The sequence below is a fragment of the Bradyrhizobium erythrophlei genome (assembly GCF_900129425.1).
Lineage (GTDB): Bacteria > Pseudomonadota > Alphaproteobacteria > Rhizobiales > Xanthobacteraceae > Bradyrhizobium > Bradyrhizobium erythrophlei_C.
This window is the reverse complement of the sequence record NZ_LT670817.1, coordinates 5,272,516-5,289,987: the sequence shown is the minus strand read 5'-3', so window position 1 is coordinate 5,289,987 and position 17,472 is coordinate 5,272,516. Positions and strand designations below refer to the sequence as shown.

9 protein-coding genes are annotated in these 17,472 nt (G+C 61.3%); 5 read left to right on the top strand and 4 right to left on the bottom strand.

Going from position 1 to position 17,472, the window contains the following annotated elements:
* Positions 1 to 641 precede the first annotated feature (641 nt).
* Together B5527_RS25330 and B5527_RS25325 are read left to right on the top strand one after the other, a co-directional pair.
* A complete protein-coding gene (locus tag B5527_RS25330) occupies positions 642 to 1,802 on the top strand; it encodes a PqqD family peptide modification chaperone (RefSeq protein ID WP_172842659.1) in 1,161 nt (386 codons plus the stop codon).
* Entirely contained in the window at positions 1,799 to 2,914 is a 1,116-nt protein-coding gene (locus B5527_RS25325; protein WP_079603967.1) for a nucleotidyltransferase domain-containing protein, read from the top strand. Before B5527_RS25330 ends, B5527_RS25325 begins: the two co-directional genes overlap by 4 nt.
* A gap of 111 nt (positions 2,915 to 3,025) precedes the next feature.
* Here the strand turns inward: B5527_RS25325 and B5527_RS25320 are convergent, their stop codons facing one another.
* From B5527_RS25320 to B5527_RS25310, 3 genes are all read right to left on the bottom strand, one after another.
* The gene (locus B5527_RS25320; protein WP_154072514.1) at positions 3,026 to 4,597 is read right to left on the bottom strand and encodes a hypothetical protein; all 1,572 of its coding nucleotides are present in this window, start codon (positions 4,595 to 4,597) and stop codon (positions 3,026 to 3,028) included.
* Positions 4,598 to 4,641: 44 nt separating this feature from the next.
* Positions 4,642 to 5,706 (bottom strand): hypothetical protein, encoded by a 1,065-nt coding sequence (locus tag B5527_RS25315; RefSeq protein WP_079603965.1) that lies wholly within the window; start codon positions 5,704 to 5,706, stop codon positions 4,642 to 4,644.
* A 244-nt stretch (positions 5,707 to 5,950) separates the two neighbouring features.
* On the bottom strand, positions 5,951 to 7,372 hold the full coding sequence (locus tag B5527_RS25310; protein ID WP_079603964.1) for an alpha,alpha-trehalose-phosphate synthase (UDP-forming): 1,422 nt from the start codon (positions 7,370 to 7,372) through the stop codon (positions 5,951 to 5,953).
* Between the two features lie 191 nt (positions 7,373 to 7,563).
* Here B5527_RS25310 and pks2 point away from each other — a divergent pair, with 191 nt between their 5' ends.
* The 3 genes from pks2 (at position 7,564) to B5527_RS25295 (ending at position 16,753) form a co-directional block, all read left to right on the top strand.
* On the top strand, positions 7,564 to 13,866 hold the full coding sequence (gene pks2 / locus B5527_RS25305; protein ID WP_276329278.1) for a sulfolipid-1 biosynthesis phthioceranic/hydroxyphthioceranic acid synthase: 6,303 nt from the start codon (positions 7,564 to 7,566) through the stop codon (positions 13,864 to 13,866).
* A gap of 213 nt (positions 13,867 to 14,079) precedes the next feature.
* Positions 14,080 to 15,369: a condensation domain-containing protein gene (locus B5527_RS25300; protein WP_338065030.1), complete on the top strand. Its 1,290-nt coding sequence runs from the start codon at positions 14,080 to 14,082 to the stop codon at positions 15,367 to 15,369.
* 46 nt (positions 15,370 to 15,415) lie between these two features.
* The gene (locus tag B5527_RS25295; protein ID WP_079603961.1) at positions 15,416 to 16,753 is read left to right on the top strand and encodes a glycosyltransferase; all 1,338 of its coding nucleotides are present in this window, start codon (positions 15,416 to 15,418) and stop codon (positions 16,751 to 16,753) included.
* Here the strand turns inward: B5527_RS25295 and B5527_RS25290 are convergent.
* On the bottom strand, positions 16,664 to 17,449 hold the full coding sequence (locus B5527_RS25290) for a phthiotriol/phenolphthiotriol dimycocerosates methyltransferase (protein ID WP_079603960.1): 786 nt from the start codon (positions 17,447 to 17,449) through the stop codon (positions 16,664 to 16,666). The two genes, B5527_RS25295 and B5527_RS25290, sit on opposite strands and share 90 nt — an antisense overlap.
* Positions 17,450 to 17,472: the final 23 nt, after the last annotated feature.

Here is a 17,472-nt window from a genome sequence, read left to right as displayed (position 1 = left end):
AGACGAGGCTGAACAATACGTAGCCAAGTTCTGCCCACGGAGGAGTTCTTGTTGAACGTCTGCTTTAAACCGTTGAGCTGACATTGAACTCACGACGTCCCATGTCCCCTAAGGGCAACCACCTTCAGTCGGCAAATCGATGCGTAGCCGTCTCGTCTGCTGGCGTGACGGCTGACGGCTTGCCAAGTCAAATCGGCTGATGCATAGTTCGATGGGGTTAGGAACGGGGATTCGTCATGAGCGACGATCATGAGCCTGGGGCGGATGACGACACCGCGGAGCAATCGCAAGGGCCGACGCGACGCGAAGCGTTGGGTCGCTTTGCGAAATATACGGCGCCAATAATGCTGGCTATGCTGTTGAGCGAACAGGCGGCCGCCATAAGCGGACAATAGCGGTTAAGCGCGACCTTGATGCATCCACGATCGGCTAGCCGAGTGACGATGGCAGGGGCGACGTGGGCGCAATCCCAAGTGACGTTTTCATGCGATTTGACATTTTGCGGCCGAGACCCCGGCCGTGATGCTTCGAGCGAATCCGCAGGATCCGATCGGTTGCAACCGAAATCCACTTGGCTCCTCCAGGGAACGCTAGGCGGAAACCAAGGGCGTTGAGGAACGCCCAACGGAGCGCTCATCAAATTGAATGACGACATCCGACCGTCAGTGTGGGTACGCAAGTTTCCGATCGACGGCGGCCTGCTGCTTCTCGACGTCAGTTCCAATTGCCTCTTCGCTTACAATGACACGGCGCGCTTCGCGTGGGAGTTGATCGAGGCCGGCCGGCCTGTGGAGGATTTGGAGGCGGAGTTCGAACGGACGTGGGGCATCCCACGGTCGCGCGCACGAGCAGACCTTCGATCGATCCTTGGGCAATGGCGCGCGCAGGGCCTCATCGCCGGAGCCGAGAGCGGACCGGCTGCAGCCGAAATTGAGTCTAGCGTCACCGTCGATGGATATCGCGCTGCGCCGGCTAGATGGGCCGCGGAATGGATCTGCACTATCGGCGGAATAGCGATGGGATTCGCGGTCGAGACCGATCTGCCTTCGGTCCGGCTGTTTCTCAGCCATCTGGAGACTCCAGACGCGTGGCCGCAGACAAGAATCGAAATTAGGGGCAGCGTATCCACTGAGGCCGTACTCATCCGTGACGGATTGGAACGGATGCGCACCAGCGATCCGGGCCTGCTCGTCGGCGGCCTGTGGCACTCCGTCCTCGAATGTATCCACCCGAATGTGCATTGGCGCGCGCTCATTCATGGCGCGGCCCTCGCGCGCAACGGTATTGGTCTCGCGCTTGCCGGGCCGTCCGGAAGCGGCAAAACGACGCTGGCGGCCGGTCTCGTCAGCCGGGGTTTCGACTATCTCAGCGACGACGCGGTGCCCGTATCCGAACCCGATGGCGAGATCGTGCCGTGGCCGCTGCCGCTCAGCATAAAGCCCGGCAGTATGGAAATTCTGAAATCGCGATTTCCGGAATTGGGGAACGCTCCGGCTTATTCTACAAAGGGCACCGAGGCGCGGCTCCTGGTCCCTGCGGCCAAAGTGTGGGACGCAACGACGGTGAAATTGCGAACTCTGATATTTCCGCGGTTTATCGAAGACGCCGCGCCGAACCAGCGGAGACTCTCACAATTTGAAGCGATCCAAAACCTGCTGACCGATCGGGTGTGGCTTGGCTATCCGATCACCGAGGCAAGGGTGAAATCCTTCCTTGACTGGCTCGATGACACGCCCGCCTATGCGATCTTTTACGGCACACTCGATGATGCCGTACAGCTTGTCGAACGAGCGATCGCATGACGCGTTGGGAAGCCTTCACAACTGTTTGCTCTTACCTCCGCGCCGGGCTTCTTGGTGGCGAGCATACGCACCAGGCCGAAGTAACCTGGGAGTTGATTATCGAAGTAGCGAGCTTCCATTACGCGACCACCACGCTAGCGGCATGTTTCGATCCAGACATTGATGTTCCCAGCGATGTTCGTAATTATTTCGAGTCCGCGCTTGCGCTAAACAAGAAACGCAACGAGCAAATTCTTTCGACCTTGGCACGCGTTGCCGGCCTGCTCAATGCCATCGATATCGAGCCAGTGCTTTTGAAGGGCGCCGCTCTTCTTGTTGAAGGAATCTATCCGCAGCCGTCCATGCGAATCCTGGGCGACATCGACATTTTGATTCCGAAAAATCGATCGGCTGAGGCTTGCGCCGCATTGAAAGCTGTCGGATTCGACACGAAGTGGTCGGCCGTATCGCCGCCAACGCACCACCATCTGCCCATGCTGCTGGATCCCGAAACCGGGACCGGCGTGGAATTGCATACCGACGTTATCAGCCGGTCCGCCGATGCCGTGATCGCAACGGACTGGTTTTGCGAGATGGTTCGACCGGTTCTATTTCGCGGTCAGCGCATGTTGCTGCCAGAGCCGACGCGGAACGTCGGTCACATCATCTTTCACAGCGAGATTTTCCACGAATTATACACCCTGAACAAGGTGCAGCTTCGCCATGTTATTGATCTGGCGCTGCTCCGGGCACGCCATGAGAAGGCAATCAACTGGGAAGAACTCGATCGTCGATTCTCCGCCGCCGGTGTAGGCGAAGTGCTCGCGACGTATCTTCACCTGGCCAGCGAATTGCTCGGCCAGGCCGCGCCTCAACTGAGCCACGCGCCACGGAGGGACGCCATGACAGAGTTGCGCAGCACGGAATCGCGCGATGGCTTTCATTTTCAAATCGAGCGCTTGCAATCCACATGTGACAGACTGTTGACGCATTCGAGTTTCCTTCAGTCAGAACTTGAAAACACCAGAAGCGCACTGGCTGCAATTTCGACGTCGCGGTCGTGGGGGCTTGCGGCTCCTTTGCGCGGGATCGCCAATGTATCCCGGACCCTGTGGCGCGGCTTGTCCCGCTAGGGTTCGGACTCAATTACGGTTACGACCATGAGGGCTGCCGCCAGGAAGTTTCGCGCGAGCAATGGGGACTGGGCACGGCAAGCCGCAGGCTTTGTGCTGGTCGTCAGCCGTTCATGCGGTGCAACCACGAAACCTAGCCCGACATGAGGCGAGTACGCCGCGAATGACGCTGATAAAGACAGCGCACACGAATGACAGTGACGTAGCAGCTGCTACCAAAGCCAGCTTGAACCCCGGCGGTTCATACGTGAATCTGACCTGCGCGTCCCCTGCCGGCAAATCAATGGTTTGGAAGACCCCGTCCGAAATGACGATAGGAGCCGGCTCGCCGTTAACGGTCGCCGACCACCCCTGCATAAACAGCTCGAGACGGATCAATTTGCTCGATCTAGTGCATGAAGCGTTGACGCGGTCGTGGGACAAGGGGAGGAACGTGCAGGACGGCGCGGAAAAGTAGTCACGAGTGTTGGGCAACTCGTAAATGCTCATCGAACGACCCCGATACACCAGATTCTCTTCGGAGCCGGACAAAAATCGGAGGTCCGGAAGATATTTGTCCCTTGGGGTGGTTGGGGTCCCAACAATTTCGATTCCAGTATTCGCAGAGGCGAGCGGAAACATCCAGAGCGCGACATACTTGTCACCATCGAGCTTTTCGATGCTGATGGTGTACTTCGTGCCGACCTCCATCACGATGGGATGGTCAAGCGCAATCCGCAGTGGCTTGTTGTCCTCTGCCGAGCCGAGGTCGGAAAGACCCTCGGCGCAGGTGGCATAAGCGCAAAGTGTCACCTTCAAATGGCCGGTTGAGATGTTGTTGTAGGTGCCGACCAGAAGGGAAACGGCAGTAACACTCAACGGATTGGTGGACGTCGCCTGGGCGGAAATCTTAACCCGAGCGCCGGCACCGAGTGGATAGGCATACTTGCCGGCAGGCAAGATAGAAAAAGCCGGAGTAAAGCCGAAGTCCGTTCCAACGAGCACGTATTTAACTCCGGCCTGGGCGTATTGAGAAAGTCGCTCCTTGAAAACTGCGGCGCGATCGGCATTTTGTACCGGCCAGTCGGGTATGAAATTGTTTTTGTCAGCATAGGGATCAAGAGTCGCCTTGATATATTTCGCAGTGGCTTTTGGAGCGGGCAGGTCATTATAATTTAGTTGCGGAATACCATAGTAGGAGCCGTAATTGGGAGATAGCCCGGCTTCGGTTGTGTTGAGAATCCGCTGATATCCAATGTTTGCACGCAAGAAGGAAATGGCATCATTGTCGATGCCTGCTTCGCGCGGATAGGAAAAATAAGGCAAGAGAAACCAAGCCATCGCCTCCGCAACCAGAATGCCGGACACAACCGTAGCCGTTGCCCCAGTGCTGCCCAGACAGGCAGCACCCACGATACAGAACGACAAAGCGGCAACGCTCAGCAGTGCGCCGACAATGAAAGAGCGATGGCAAAGAGAGCTTTCTCTCCACAATTCAAGTACCAGCGGCCACGCCCCGACCGCCGCCGCGACGATGGAAAGCAGACCGCACGCCACCGCTCCGATCAATATCCACCGCGACATTGGCTGCGGAACCGCGGGAAGCCTGTCAATGAACAGGGCGCACAAAAAGATGACGCAGAAAATCCAACTGGTGTTCAGATAACGATAGGAGGCTGCGAGCTTGACGAGAGGCAGTGTCATAAACGCCTGATAAATCCCCGGCATGCCGTGGGTGACACTCAGGGCTATGAAAACCCACCCAACCAGAAAAATTTTGACAGCGCGCCGACCGGGGGTGAAAAGTCCGGCGAGAGCAATGACGACAGGTGCAAATCCGATATACCCGCCGTATTCCCCCAAATGCCGCTGACGGTTTGATTGGTTGATGCAAAAATGGGCCCAAATATGTAGGGGATAATATACTGGATGATCGCCCCGGAATTGAGCCAGGCGCCATAGAAGCCGTTACCGCCATGGCCTCCCAATGCCGCCTCGCCCAGGAAATCGACGAAGGCGACCAAGAGAGGTGCACTCAAGGCAAGGGCGATCAGGCCGGTCAGCAGTAGGTCGCTGACAAAGATGAGAGCCTGCCGGACAGACAGCTCAGTCATGCGCAACGCTACCCAACCCATCAACAAAAGGGAGTAGAAATACACTTCCTCGGGGAAGCCGGCATAAAGGGCCAGGGCCGCCATGGCGGCACCCACGCAAATCAGGGGCAATCGCTGCCGAAGCGGCCGTTCGGCCATGGCGGTGGCATGCATGCCCTCCACCGCAAAAAGAAGCCAGGGAAGGAATGCCGCCGGATTGAAAATCGCGTTACGCAGCCAGGCGAACACGCCGTTGACTTCAAATAGCAGGCTTCCGGAGATCGCCGCCTTTGCCCCCAGACCAAATTTTCTAAAAAAAAGAAAAGACCCCACACCAGCCACAAGTTGCAGGAACGCCTGTTCAAGCGCCTGTCCATGCGGAAAAGCGAGCAACAACGTCGGCGGGAACAAGGCAGCCGACTGCATCTCGCCCAGTAACGGAGTTCCCAGTCCCTCATAGTGATTCCACAGAGGCAGGTGACCGGATAACAGGTCCAATGCTGCGCGCGCGCCCAATGCAAATGACGTGAACCCTGCATTCGGATCGATTGTCGGGAAACCAGCCAGCCCACTTGCCTGCACGTTGACGGCGACGCCGCTGTAAAGATAGACGGTATCAGTCAGGAACGGGCCGAAGATGCTGAACAGGGCAATGAAACAAGGAATTGCGGAGAGCACGCAGATCCTGAGTATCCTCCGTTCAAACAGTTTGGCGGACACTCGCAAAGATAACCCCCAAGTTGGCGTGTAGCCGGCTCGCTGCTCTCTGCTCAGCGATGGAATCCTAGAAAGAAGCGGGCGTGATTATAAGCGCGGACGCGGTGATCGAATGTTCATGATGGCAAAGCTGCGCTTTCGCTTCATCGGCTTACTCGCCATGTCTACCGGCGTCTCTCCGCTCGCGACGAGATACGAAGAAATTCGCAACATTCCATAGTGGCCAGCTTGGCCTTCGCTGTCAGCGTCAAGGCAGCACCATCCGCGCCTGGTTTGCCGGCACCGGCGGCAACCGGCGCGCTTCCGAAAGCGTATTTAGGAACGCGGAGAACCAGTTTTGCAGCGAGCTGCGCTTCAATTTTGTTACCATTTGCTGCCAGCGTTCGCGGCGTTCTTCGATGGTCATAGCGAGCGCCTTGGCAATCTGCAGCGCCATACTGTCGACGTCGTGCGGATCGACCAGAAGCGCTGCGTCGAGTTCTTCGGCTGCGCCGGCGAATGTCGACAGTATCAGAACGCCGGGATCGACGGGGTTTTGCGCGGCGACGAATTCCTTTGCCACCAGGTTCATGCCGTCGCGAAAAGGCGTCACCAACCCGACCTGCGCGGTCCGATAAAGCCCCGCCAGCGTCAACTGTGAAAATTCCTGGTTGAGGTAGCGGATTGGCGTCCAGTCGGATTGACGATGTCGGCAGTTGATCTCCGTCGCCAAAGCTTCAAGATCGGCTTTCAGTTCGCGATAGGCCCGAATGTTGCCGCGCGACGGGGCTGCGACTTGTAGAAACGAGACCACGCGCATCAAGCCCGGCTCGATCTCCAACATCCGGCCGAATGCGCGGAAACGGTTAGCCAGGCCTTTCGAATAATCGAGCCGGTCGACGCCGAGCACGAACTTTGGGCCTTTCAGGCTCGCGCGCAACCGCAACACGTCCGACTGCTCGATGGCGACGGTCGCGCGCGCGGCGAATTCGTCGACGTCGATACCGATTGGGAAGGTCGCGAGCTGCGTGCAGCCCCATTCGCCAGCGATCGTGTCATTCTTAAGGGTCATGCCCAGTTCGTACCGCAGGTAATCCTCGAAGTTCTGGCGGGCCTCAATGGTCTGGAAGCCCACGAGATCGTAGGCCAGCATTTCCTGCACAATATCGCGATGATGTGGCACTGCGGCCATGCAGTGGCGGTCCGGCCACGGCGTGTGCAAAAAGAATCCGATCGGACGTTTGATTCCAAGCCGACGCATTTCGGCGCCAAGCGGGAGAAAATGATAATCGTGGATCCAGAAAATGGAGTCCGGCTTGTCAAAGCGCATTAGCGCCCGCGCCATGAAAGCGTTGACTTCGCGATAGGACGCGTAGTGATCGGCCGTAACGCGGATGAGATCGACACGCGAATGCAGTGCCGGCCAGAGAGCAGAATTAGCGAAACCCTCATAGTAGTTGATATAGTGCTGTATTGGCGGTTCGACGACGACGGTCGTGCCAGTGCCGAGGGCCGGGATACTTACAAAGGCGTCTCTCGCCCGACACGCGCCGCCCACGTCACCGCTCAAACCGACCCAGATCGCACCGTACCTGCTGACCATCGGGATCAGCGCCGCCGCCAATCCTCCCGAGATTGGTTCACCGGCTTTTGCCCCTGCCACCCGATTGGAAACGACGACCAGGGTCACGACAGCCTCCCGAGATGGCAGTTGAACCCGAGTATCGACGTTCTTGTCTTTTTACAAGGCAGACCAGACCAAACTTTGAGAGCGGCAGCCCATGGGCAGGCCAGAGTTGCAAGCTCGCACAGAAAAATTCCTGACTAAGCGTGTGCAGCAGTGATAGGAGCTAGTGAATAGGCAAGGAGGGGTGGGGGACCGTGGACAAGGCAAGCGTGACTCCGGTCGCCGTCATCGGGATGGCGTGCCGGCTGCCGGGGGCCATCAACTCCCCTGATCTCTTTTGGGAAGCGCTGCTGCGAGGTGACGACCTCGTCACGGAGATTCCCGCCGACCGCTGGGACGTTGACTACTACTACGATCCCGAGCCGGGGGTGCCGGGCCGCTCGGTATGCAAGTGGGGCTCTTTCCTGGACCGCGTCGGCGACTTCGACCCGGATTTCTTCGGCATCACGGAAAGAGAAGCGACGGCGATGGATCCTCAGCATCGGTTGCTGATGGAAACCGCGTGGGAAGCCATGGAACACGCCGGCCTCACCAAGCGCACGATCGCCGCTGAAACAGGAGTCTTCGTCGGATTGAACTACGGCGACTACCAATTCGTGCACATCGCCACCGACGCCTTCGACGGACCGTATGGAAATCCCGGCACCATTTCCTGCATGGCATCCGGGCGGATTGCTTACGCGCTCGGGCTGCACGGACCCGCGGTCACAGTAGACACCGCATGCTCGTCTGGCCTCTTCGCGATCCATCAGGCCTGCCGCAGCCTGAACGACGGAGAGAGCAAGCTCGCATTCGCGGGCGGCGTCAACGTGATGATGGAGCCGCGCAGGTCCGCATCGGCGTCGGCGGGGGGTATGCTGTCGGGCACCGGGCACTGCCATGCGTTCGACGTCAAAGCAGACGGCTTCGTATCTGGCGAGGGTTGCGTCGTCCTGTTGCTCAAGCGCCTGCCCGACGCGCAGCGGGATGGCGACCGGATTCTGGGTGTGATCCGTAGCACGGCCGCCAACCATAACGGCCACACCATAAGCGTCGCGACGCCCTCCGGCGAGGCGCAGACCGCGGTGTACCGCGCGGCTCTTGCCGCAGCGGGCGTGGACGCCGGCACCGTCGGCATGGTCGAGGCGCACGGCACGGGTACTCCCGTCGGTGACCCAATCGAGTATACTAGCCTTTCCGAGGTCTACGGCCTCGGCAGCCCCTGCGTGCTCGGCGCCTCGAAGACCAATTTCGGGCACACTCAGGCGGCCGCTGGTGCGCTGGGGATGATGAAAGCGCTCCTTTCCGTCCGGCACGGCGTAGTCCCCAAGAACCTGCACTTCGAAGCCTTGCCTGATGAACTGGCCCGGATCGACACTGGACTGTTTGTGCCGAAAGAGAATACGCCGTGGCCGCTGGATGACGGACAGCCGCGACGTGCGGCGGTGTCGGCGTACGGGATCTCCGGAACGAATGTGCACGCGATCGTCGAGGAGGCTCCCAAACCGCTTTCCGGCAACGGCGCGGCAATCAGACCGGGCCGCGACGGCCCACTGCTGTTCCCGCTGACATCCTCGTCGGCCGCGGGACTGCAGGAAGCCGCCGGGCGGCTTGCCGACTGGGTCGAGGCGCAACCGTCGGAGTTGGCGACGCCGGATCTGGCCTACACGCTTGCTCGCCGGCGTGATCACCGCTCAGTGCGGACAGCCGTGCTTGCCAGCACCAACGCGGAGCTGGTAGCGGCGCTGCGGGAGGTCGCCAAAGGTGATGCTATTTGCCAGGAAGTGGTGGGTCAGGACGAACGCGGTCCGGTCTGGGTGTTCTCCGGCCAGGGATCGCAGTGGGCCGCAATGGGCGCGGACCTGCTGGCGAACGAGCCAGCATTCGCGGCGGCCATCGCCGAAATCGAGCCACTGATCGCTGCCGAATCCAGCTTCTCGGTGACCAACGCGCTGACCGCACCCGAGAAGGTGACCGGCATCGATCGGATCCAGCCAGCGATCTTCGCCATGCAGGTCGCACTGGCGGCCACGATGCAATCTTATGGAGTCCGGCCCGGCGCGGTCATTGGCCATTCGATGGGCGAGTCCGCGGCCGCTGTCGTCGCGGGAGCGCTGTCGCTGGAAGACGGTGCGCGGATCATCTGCCGGCGCTCGCGACTGATGACCAAGATCGCCGGTTCGGGTGCGATGGCGTCGGTAGAGCTGCCTGCCCAGCAAGTACTTTCGGAGCTCATGGCGCGCGGCGTCAATGACGCCGTGGTGGCGGTGGTGGCCTCTCCGCAATCCACCGTTATTGGCGGCGCAACCGAGACGGTCCGCAAGTTGGTCGCGTCGTGGGAGAAGCGCGATGTGATGGCCCGCGAGGTTGCTGTCGACGTGGCATCGCATTCGCCGCAAGTCGATCCGATCCTCGACGAACTCTACGACGTTCTGGCGGAGATCGAGCCGTTGACGCCTAAGGTTCGGTACTACTCTGCCACCTCGTTCGACCCTCGCGAGGAGCCGTACTGCGACGCCAACTACTGGGTCGACAACCTGCGCCACACGGTGCGTTTCTCGGCGGCGGTGCAGGCGGCTCTAGAGGACGGCTTCCGGATCTTCGGTGAATTATCACCCCACCCGCTGCTGACCCACGCGATCGATCAGACCGCCCGCAGCCTCGACATGACAGTAGCTGCGCTTGCCGCGATGCGGAAGGATCAGCCGCTACCCCACGGGCTGCGCGGATTGTTGGGCGACTTTTTCGCCATCGGTGCCACGGTCGACTTCTCCCTGTTCTACCCTGGTGGACAGCTAATGGATGCCCCGCTGCCGGCGTGGACACACCGGAGCTTATTATTAAGCCGCGAGGGTCACAGCTCTCGCGCGTTGCGTTCGAGCGTTGCGGTTCACCCGTTGATGGGTCAGCACGTACGGCTGCCCCAGCAACCCGAGCGCCACGTTTGGCAGGCAGAAATCGGTACCGCGACGCTGCCCTGGCTGGGTGACCATCAGGTCCACGGCACCGCCGCCCTGCCGGGTGCGGCGTACTGCGAGATGGCGCTCGCCGCGTCCCGCACCATCTTCGGCGAGGCATCTGGGGTTAGCGATGTCCGCTTCGAGCAGATGCTGCTCCTCGATGAGCAAAGGCAAATTAGCCTTAGCGCAACCGCGGAGGTGTCCGGCACCCTCGCGTTCGTGGTGGAGACCAATGAAGACGGGATGCAAGCGCGGCGCGCTTCCGCAGTATTGCACAAGGTCGATGATAAGGAGCGGCCCGCCGCCGAGGACATTGACGGGTTGCTGGCCGCGCACCCGAATCGCCTGGAAGGCGCTAACCTCCGGGACGCCATCGACCTCCGCGGCATTCAGTATGGTCCGGCATTCGCCGGTCTCGCCGCCGTTCACACTACTGAGGGAAACGGCACCACGGTGTTGGCCGAGATCGGTCTGCCCAGCGTCATCCGGACACAACAGAGCAGTTACGGCGTGCATCCGGCACTGCTCGATGCCTGCTTTCAGTCGGTCGCCGCCCACCCTAGTGTTACGAACGCCAGCCTCAGCGGCCTGCTGCTGCCGCTCGGCGTCCGGCAGCTGCGGGTTCACGGCCCCATCAGCACGGCCCGCTACTGCTACTCGAGGGTGACGGCGGCGACCGGCGGCGCCGTCGAGGCCGACCTCGACATCCTGGACAAGCACGGCAATGTCCTGCTGACGGTGCGCGGACTGCAAATGAGCACAGGGGTCTCGCCGAGCGCCGCGCAGGCCCGGATGATGGCCGAGCGGTTGCTGACCGTGGAATGGCAGCAACGCGCCCTGCCGGAGGCGGGCACCACCGAGACTGGAGCATGGCTTCTGGTCAATACGTCCGATGCCGCCGATCTCATGGCGATGGCGCTCGCCGATGCGATGAAGCCGCGCGAGGCAGAATGCACCACGCTGTCTTGGCACCGAGGGGCTGACCATCGGGCGATGGCCGAGCGGCTGCGCCGTGAGATCGAAAAAGGCGGCTACATCGGGGTGGTTGTGATCACCGAGCCGAAGAACGGTAATGCGGTCGGAGAAAGCGCCGCGCGTGGCAGTGAGTACGTCCGCCACGTGGTGCGCATCGCCCGCGAACTGCCAAACATTGAGGGCCCGTCGCCTCGGCTTTACGTCATCACCAGGAACGCTCAGAAGGTGCTGTCGGACGACGCTCCCAATCTGGAGCAGGGCGGACTGCGCGGCCTGCTCCGTGTGATCGGCGTCGAGCATCCGCACCTGCACACCACCCACATCGATCTTGATGAGCACACCAAGGCCGATCAGGTGGTCCGCCAGTTGTTGCTGATGGCGCCGGGGGAAGACGAAACGGCCTGGCGTAACGACGAGTGGTACACGGCGCGCCTGTGCCCCGCTCCGCTGCGCCACGACGAACGCCAAACCACCGTCGCGGAACACGAACGCGACGGCATGCGCATGCACATCCGAACCCCGGGTGACCTGCAAACGATGGAGTTCGCCGCGTTCGAGCGCATTCCGCCGGGTCCCGGGCAGATCGAGGTCGCGGTCACCGCATCGAGTATTAACTTCGCCGATGTTCTCAACGCGTTCGGCGTTCTCAACTCGTTCGGCCTCTATCAAAGCTTCGACGGAATCTTGCCCCGGCTGGGCACGGATTTCGCGGGCGTGGTGACGGCCGTCGGATCCGACGTCACCAACCACAAGATCGGCGATCACGTCGGCGGCATGTCCGTCAACGGCTGCTGGGCCACGTTCGTCGCCTGTGATGCGCGTCTGGCCACCAAGCTGCCGGAGGGCATGACCGACGCCCAGGCAGCCGCGGTAACCACTGCCCACGCGACCGCATGGTACGGCCTGAACGGCCTGGCCCGCATCAAGGCTGGCGACAAGGTGCTGATCCACTCCGGAACCGGTGGCGTGGGACAGGCTGCGATCGCGATCGCGCGCGCGGCGGGTGCCGAGATCTTTGCCACCGCGGGCAGCGAGCAGCGTCGACAGCTATTGCGCGACATGGGAATCGACCATGTCTACGACTCGCGCAGCGTCGAGTTCGCCGATCAGATCCGTCGCGACACCGACGGGTACGGCGTGGACGTCGTGCTCAACTCGGTGACGGGCGCCGCGCAGTTGGCCGGGCTCAATCTGCTCGCGCTGGGCGGACGGTTCGTCGAGATCGGCAAGCGCGACATCTACGGGGACACCAAGCTAGGCCTCTCCCCGTTCCGTCGCAACCTCGCGTTCTGGGGCGTCGACCTGGGACTGATGTCGGTCAGCCATCCACAGCAGGTCAGCGAGATCCTGAGCACCGTCTACCGGTTGATTGCCGAGGGCGGGCTGCCAATGCCCGAGAGCACGCACTATCCGCTCGCCGATGCGGTAACGGCGATTCGTGCGATGAGCGCGGCCGAACACACCGGCAAGCTCATCCTCGGCATCCCGCAGGCCGGACGCAGCAGCGTGGTGCTGCCGCCCGAGCAGGTTCCGGCTTTCCGGCGCGACGCCTCCTACATTATCACCGGCGGTTTGGGCGGCCTCGGACTGTTCCTGGCCGAGAAGATGGCCGCCGCAGGCGCCGGACGGATCGTGCTCAACTCTCGTTCCGAGCCTACGGCAAAGGTGCTCGAGACAATCGAACGCGTCCGTTCGATGGGGTCTGATGTGTTGGTGGAGCGCGGTGACATCGCTCAGGCTGACACCGCGGGGCGCTTGCTGGCGACGGCGACCGCCACCGGACTTCCGCTGCGTGGTGTGCTGCACGCGGCTGCGGTGGTCGAGAATGCCACGTTGACGAACATCACCGACGAACTGATCGACCGTGACTGGGCGCCCAAGGTGTACGGCGCGTGGAGGCTGCACGAGGCTACCGCAGCCGCGGACCTGGACTGGTTCTGTTTGTTCTCGTCGGCGGCCGCGCTGCTGGGATCGCCGGGCCAGGGTGCTTACGCGGCCGCCAATAGCTGGTTGGACGCATTCGCCCACTGGCGGCGCGCACAGGGCCTGCCGGCCATGGCAATTGCCTGGGGCGCCTGGGGGGAGATCGGCCGCGGTGCAGAGTTTGCGGAAGGCAGCGGCGCCGCGATCACTCCGGACGAGGGCGCGTATGCGTTCGAGGAGCTGCTGCGCCACGACCGTGGGTATACCGGCTACAACCCGCTCATCAGAACACCGTGGATCACGTCCGTCGCAGAACGCAGCAAGTTCTTCGAAATGTTCAAAGCCGAGGGGCAAAAGCGCTCAGGCTCAAGCAAACTGCGCGCTGAACTCGCCGAGTTGCCGCTCGACGAGTGGCCCGCTCGGCTGCGACGTCTGCTCTCGGAGCAGATCGGTCTGAGCCTGCGTCGGAACGTCAACCCGGACCACCCGCTTTCCGAGTACGGCCTCGACTCGCTGGGCAACCTCGAACTGCGCATTCATATCGAGGGCGAGACGGGAGTTCGCATCACCTCTTCCGACATCACAACCGTTCGAGGTTTGGCGGATCACCTATTCCAGAAGCTGGCGCCCACGAAAGAGAACGCTACGACACACGCGTGAGATAGGTCCTTCGTCAAAGTCGACTGCCCTGCTTTAGGATATTAGGAAAGGGAAAACGTGTTCATAGGTGGAGGCTCTGATCACGACAGGCTGCGGGTTGGCAGCGCCTACGACTGGGATCCGGGCCCAGGATCAGTCGTTACTTGGCAGCCGACACCCGGCAGCATTGCAAACGCTCGGTCGGCGCCAATAAGTCCAGTGCCTCCCAGCTCCATGCAGGCGGGCCATCTTCGCGGCTACGTCGAGTTCCGGGAGCGGGGCCTCGATTATTCACGCACGGTCATGGGCTCTTGGGACGTACCCGGCCGCTGCGATATCCGCGCCATGACCTACGTCATCAATGCGCACCTTCGACGCCACGCGACGTACCACAGCTGGTTTGAATACAACGAAGCGAAGCATATCGTCCGGCACACCATCAAGGATCCCCGCGACATTCAATTTGTCGCCAAAGAGTACGGCGTGATGACGCAACTCGAATGGCGAGATCACGTGTTGGCCACGCCCGACCCACTGCAATGGGATTGCTTCAGGTTCGGCATCATCCAGGACGAGCACCGGTTCGCGTTATACGCGGTCGTCGACCATCTCCACTGCGACCCGATGCTGATTGCCGGTTTTTATGCAGAGATCCTTATGAACTACAGCGCCCTCCGAGAGGGCAAGGCGCCCATCGCGCTGCCACCGGCGGCCAGTTATGACGATTTCTGCATGCGGGAAAGCCAATGTGTGTCCGGAATGACCTTGGAATCCCCCGAGGTGCGCAAGTGGATCGAGTTCGCGGGAGCCAACGGCGGAACGCTGCCGGATTTCCCGCTGCCTCTCGGCGACCAATCGATACCGTGCGGCGGGGGTGTCCACGTGAGGCGGCTGTTGGGCCCGGAGCAGACGGCTCAGTTCGAAGTCATCTGCCAACAGGCGGGTGTGAGGTTCAGCGGTGGCTTGTTCGCCTGCGTGGCCCTGACCCAGTACGAGTTAAGCGGTGCGGAAACGTATTACGGACTCACCCCCATCGATATGCGGAAGAGTCCGGCAGATTTCATGACGGTGGGATGGTTTACTGGTGTGGTGCCGTTCACCGTTCCCGTCGACCCGAACTCGTTCGAAGAAACCGCCCGCGCGGCCCAAGCGTCGTTCGACGCTAATATGGACCTCGCGAACGTGCCGTACGACCGGGTGCTGGAATTGGCTCCCTGGCTGCGCAGACCTGGACCTCAGTTCACCATGATGAACTACATGGACGCGGGTCTTCCGCCGCTTTCCGCCATCGTCGCAAGCGCACTGAATGGTGTGAATGCGGCCCTACTCACCGACGGCAGGAACCCGGCGTTCATCTACTCCACGGTTTTCCGCCTGTTCGACGAGGTCTCGATAATGGTGTCCTACCCGAACAACCCGATTGCCCGGGAATCCGCGAGGCGCTACACGGAGGCGATGAAGTCGGTGCTCCACCGCGTTGTCGCCGGCAGCCTAACCGAGGTGCGGGTTCGCGTAGCCAGTTAGACATCGAACACTTGGCCTACGCGTCTGGCAGCTGAAAGTTGCGCCGGTGAAGTTTGTTTTGGCGGCCCATGGGACTCGCGGCGATGTCGAACCCTGCGCCGCGGTCGGTGTGGAGCTGCGACGCCGCGGGCACGAAGTTCGAATGGCGGTCCCGCCCAACCTGGTTGACTTCGTCGAGTTAGCTGGCCTGTCCGCTACCTCCTATGGGCCGGACTCGCGAGAGCAAATAGTTGCCGTCGCGGATTTCACCCATAACGCTTTCAAGATCCAGAACCCGGTCATCTTCCTGCGTGCCGGCAAGGAGCTCTTCGTCAAGGGTTGGGCCGAGATGAGCCGGACGCTAACCTCGCTAGCCGACGGGGCCGACCTGCTGTTGACGGGCCAGACCTACCACGGGCTAGTTGCGAATGTCGCTGAGTACTACGACATCCCGGTGGCGGCCCTGCATCATTTCCCCGTGCGGGTTAACGGACAGGTCGGCCTTCCCTTCCTGCCGTCGCCGGGACCGTTGGTCCGCACGACAATGAAGGCGGGCTGGTGGCTCTATTCGCACATCATCACCAAGGCGGATGAGGAGGCGCAACGCCGTGAACTGAGCCTGCCGCCCGCGTTATTCCCTGCAAGCCAACGGATGGCAGAAGGCGAAACGCTTGAAATCCAGGCCTACGATCAGGCGGTTTTTCCCGGGCTTGCGGCGGAATGGAACGGCCGGCGCCCCTTCGTCGGCGCGCTGACCTTGGATTTGACCGCCGATACCGATGATGAGGTCGCGTCCTGGATCGCCGCGGGAAAAACGCCGATCTATTTCGGTTTTGGCAGCACGCCAGTCCAATCCCCTGCCGAGACGGTGGCCGTGATTGCAGGCGCCTGCGCCGAACTGGGCGAGCGGGCGTTGATCTATTCCGGCACCGGCGGCTCCGAACACCCTTCACATCCCGACCATGTGAAGCTCGTCGGCCAAGTCAACTACACCAAGATCTTGCCCATGTGCCGCGCCGCCGTCCACCATGGCGGCGCCGGGACCACCGCCGCCGGCCTGCGGGCCGGACTCCCGACGTTGATCCTGTGGGACGTGGCCGATCAGTTCATCTGGGCGACCCAGGTCAAACGACTGAAGGTCGGCTCCGCCAAGCGTCTTTGGAACGTGAGCCGGAAATCCCTCGTCAAGCAGCTCCGCAAAATTCTTGCACCCGATTGCAAGGCGCGAGCTCGAGAGATCGCCCCGCGGATGACCAAACCCACCGTTGGTGTCGCCACCGCCGCCGATCTGTTGGAACAGACCGTCCACGCGAGATCAATCCTTGACGAAACAATAGACCCGGTAAGAAAACCCTCCGGCGCGGCGCAGATCCCAGTCCAAAACACCCATGCCATAACGGATTAACGAGTTCATGAACGCCGGCAAGCGGTGACCGAGCTTTTCCTGGGTGCGCCGCGCATTTGCCGCCAGGCCGCGTTTGCACTCTTCGTCGATGGCCCTTTCCGAAATCTTCCGCAACGGCGCGTCGGCTAGCGCAGCTTCCCACTCGGCGACAACCGGAGCCCGGCGCGAATCGGAGTACATGAAATGCCCTCCTGTGCGGAGCACGCGTGCCACCTCGTCAAGAAAGCGAGGAAAGTCGCGGTACTGGTGGGAGGCTTCGACGTTGATCACCGCGTCGAAGGTTTCGTCCGGAAAAGGGAGGCTCTGGGAATCGCCCTGCAAGAAGTCCAAGCCCGGCAGCTGATGCCTTTCCCGGCACATGTCGATGCTGGCCGGGTTTAGGTCCAGCCCCGTGTAGGAGGCCGGCCCCAGGTTACGCATAATATATGACGCTCCCCCGCCGGCGCCACAGCTCACCTCCAGCAACCTTTTGCCGGTGAGATCAACCCGCGAGGCCGTCACGTGGTAGAGCTGAATGCAGTATCGATTGGGCTCGTCGGATGACGCCAAGGGTAAGCCCATCGGCGGGTCCTCCTCATAGCCGAAGTTGAAGAACACCACGTCGTCGCCGATCTGGCGGGTGCCGAGGGGCAGCAAATACTTGGTGGTGAACTTTCCGACAAGGGGGTTGGATTGCAGGCGATATCCGAAGGCCATGGGATCTCAGGCATACCACAACG

Coding starts and splice junctions, on each gene's coding strand:
- B5527_RS25300 (WP_338065030.1), top strand. CDS start 14,080: ATGCAGGCGGGCCATCTTCGCGGCTACGTCGAGTTCCGGGAGCGGGGC.
- B5527_RS25290 (WP_079603960.1), bottom strand. CDS start 17,449: ATGGCCTTCGGATATCGCCTGCAATCCAACCCCCTTGTCGGAAAGTTC.
- B5527_RS25325 (WP_079603967.1), top strand. CDS start 1,799: ATGACGCGTTGGGAAGCCTTCACAACTGTTTGCTCTTACCTCCGCGCC.
- B5527_RS25320 (WP_154072514.1), bottom strand. CDS start 4,597: ATGACACTGCCTCTCGTCAAGCTCGCAGCCTCCTATCGTTATCTGAAC.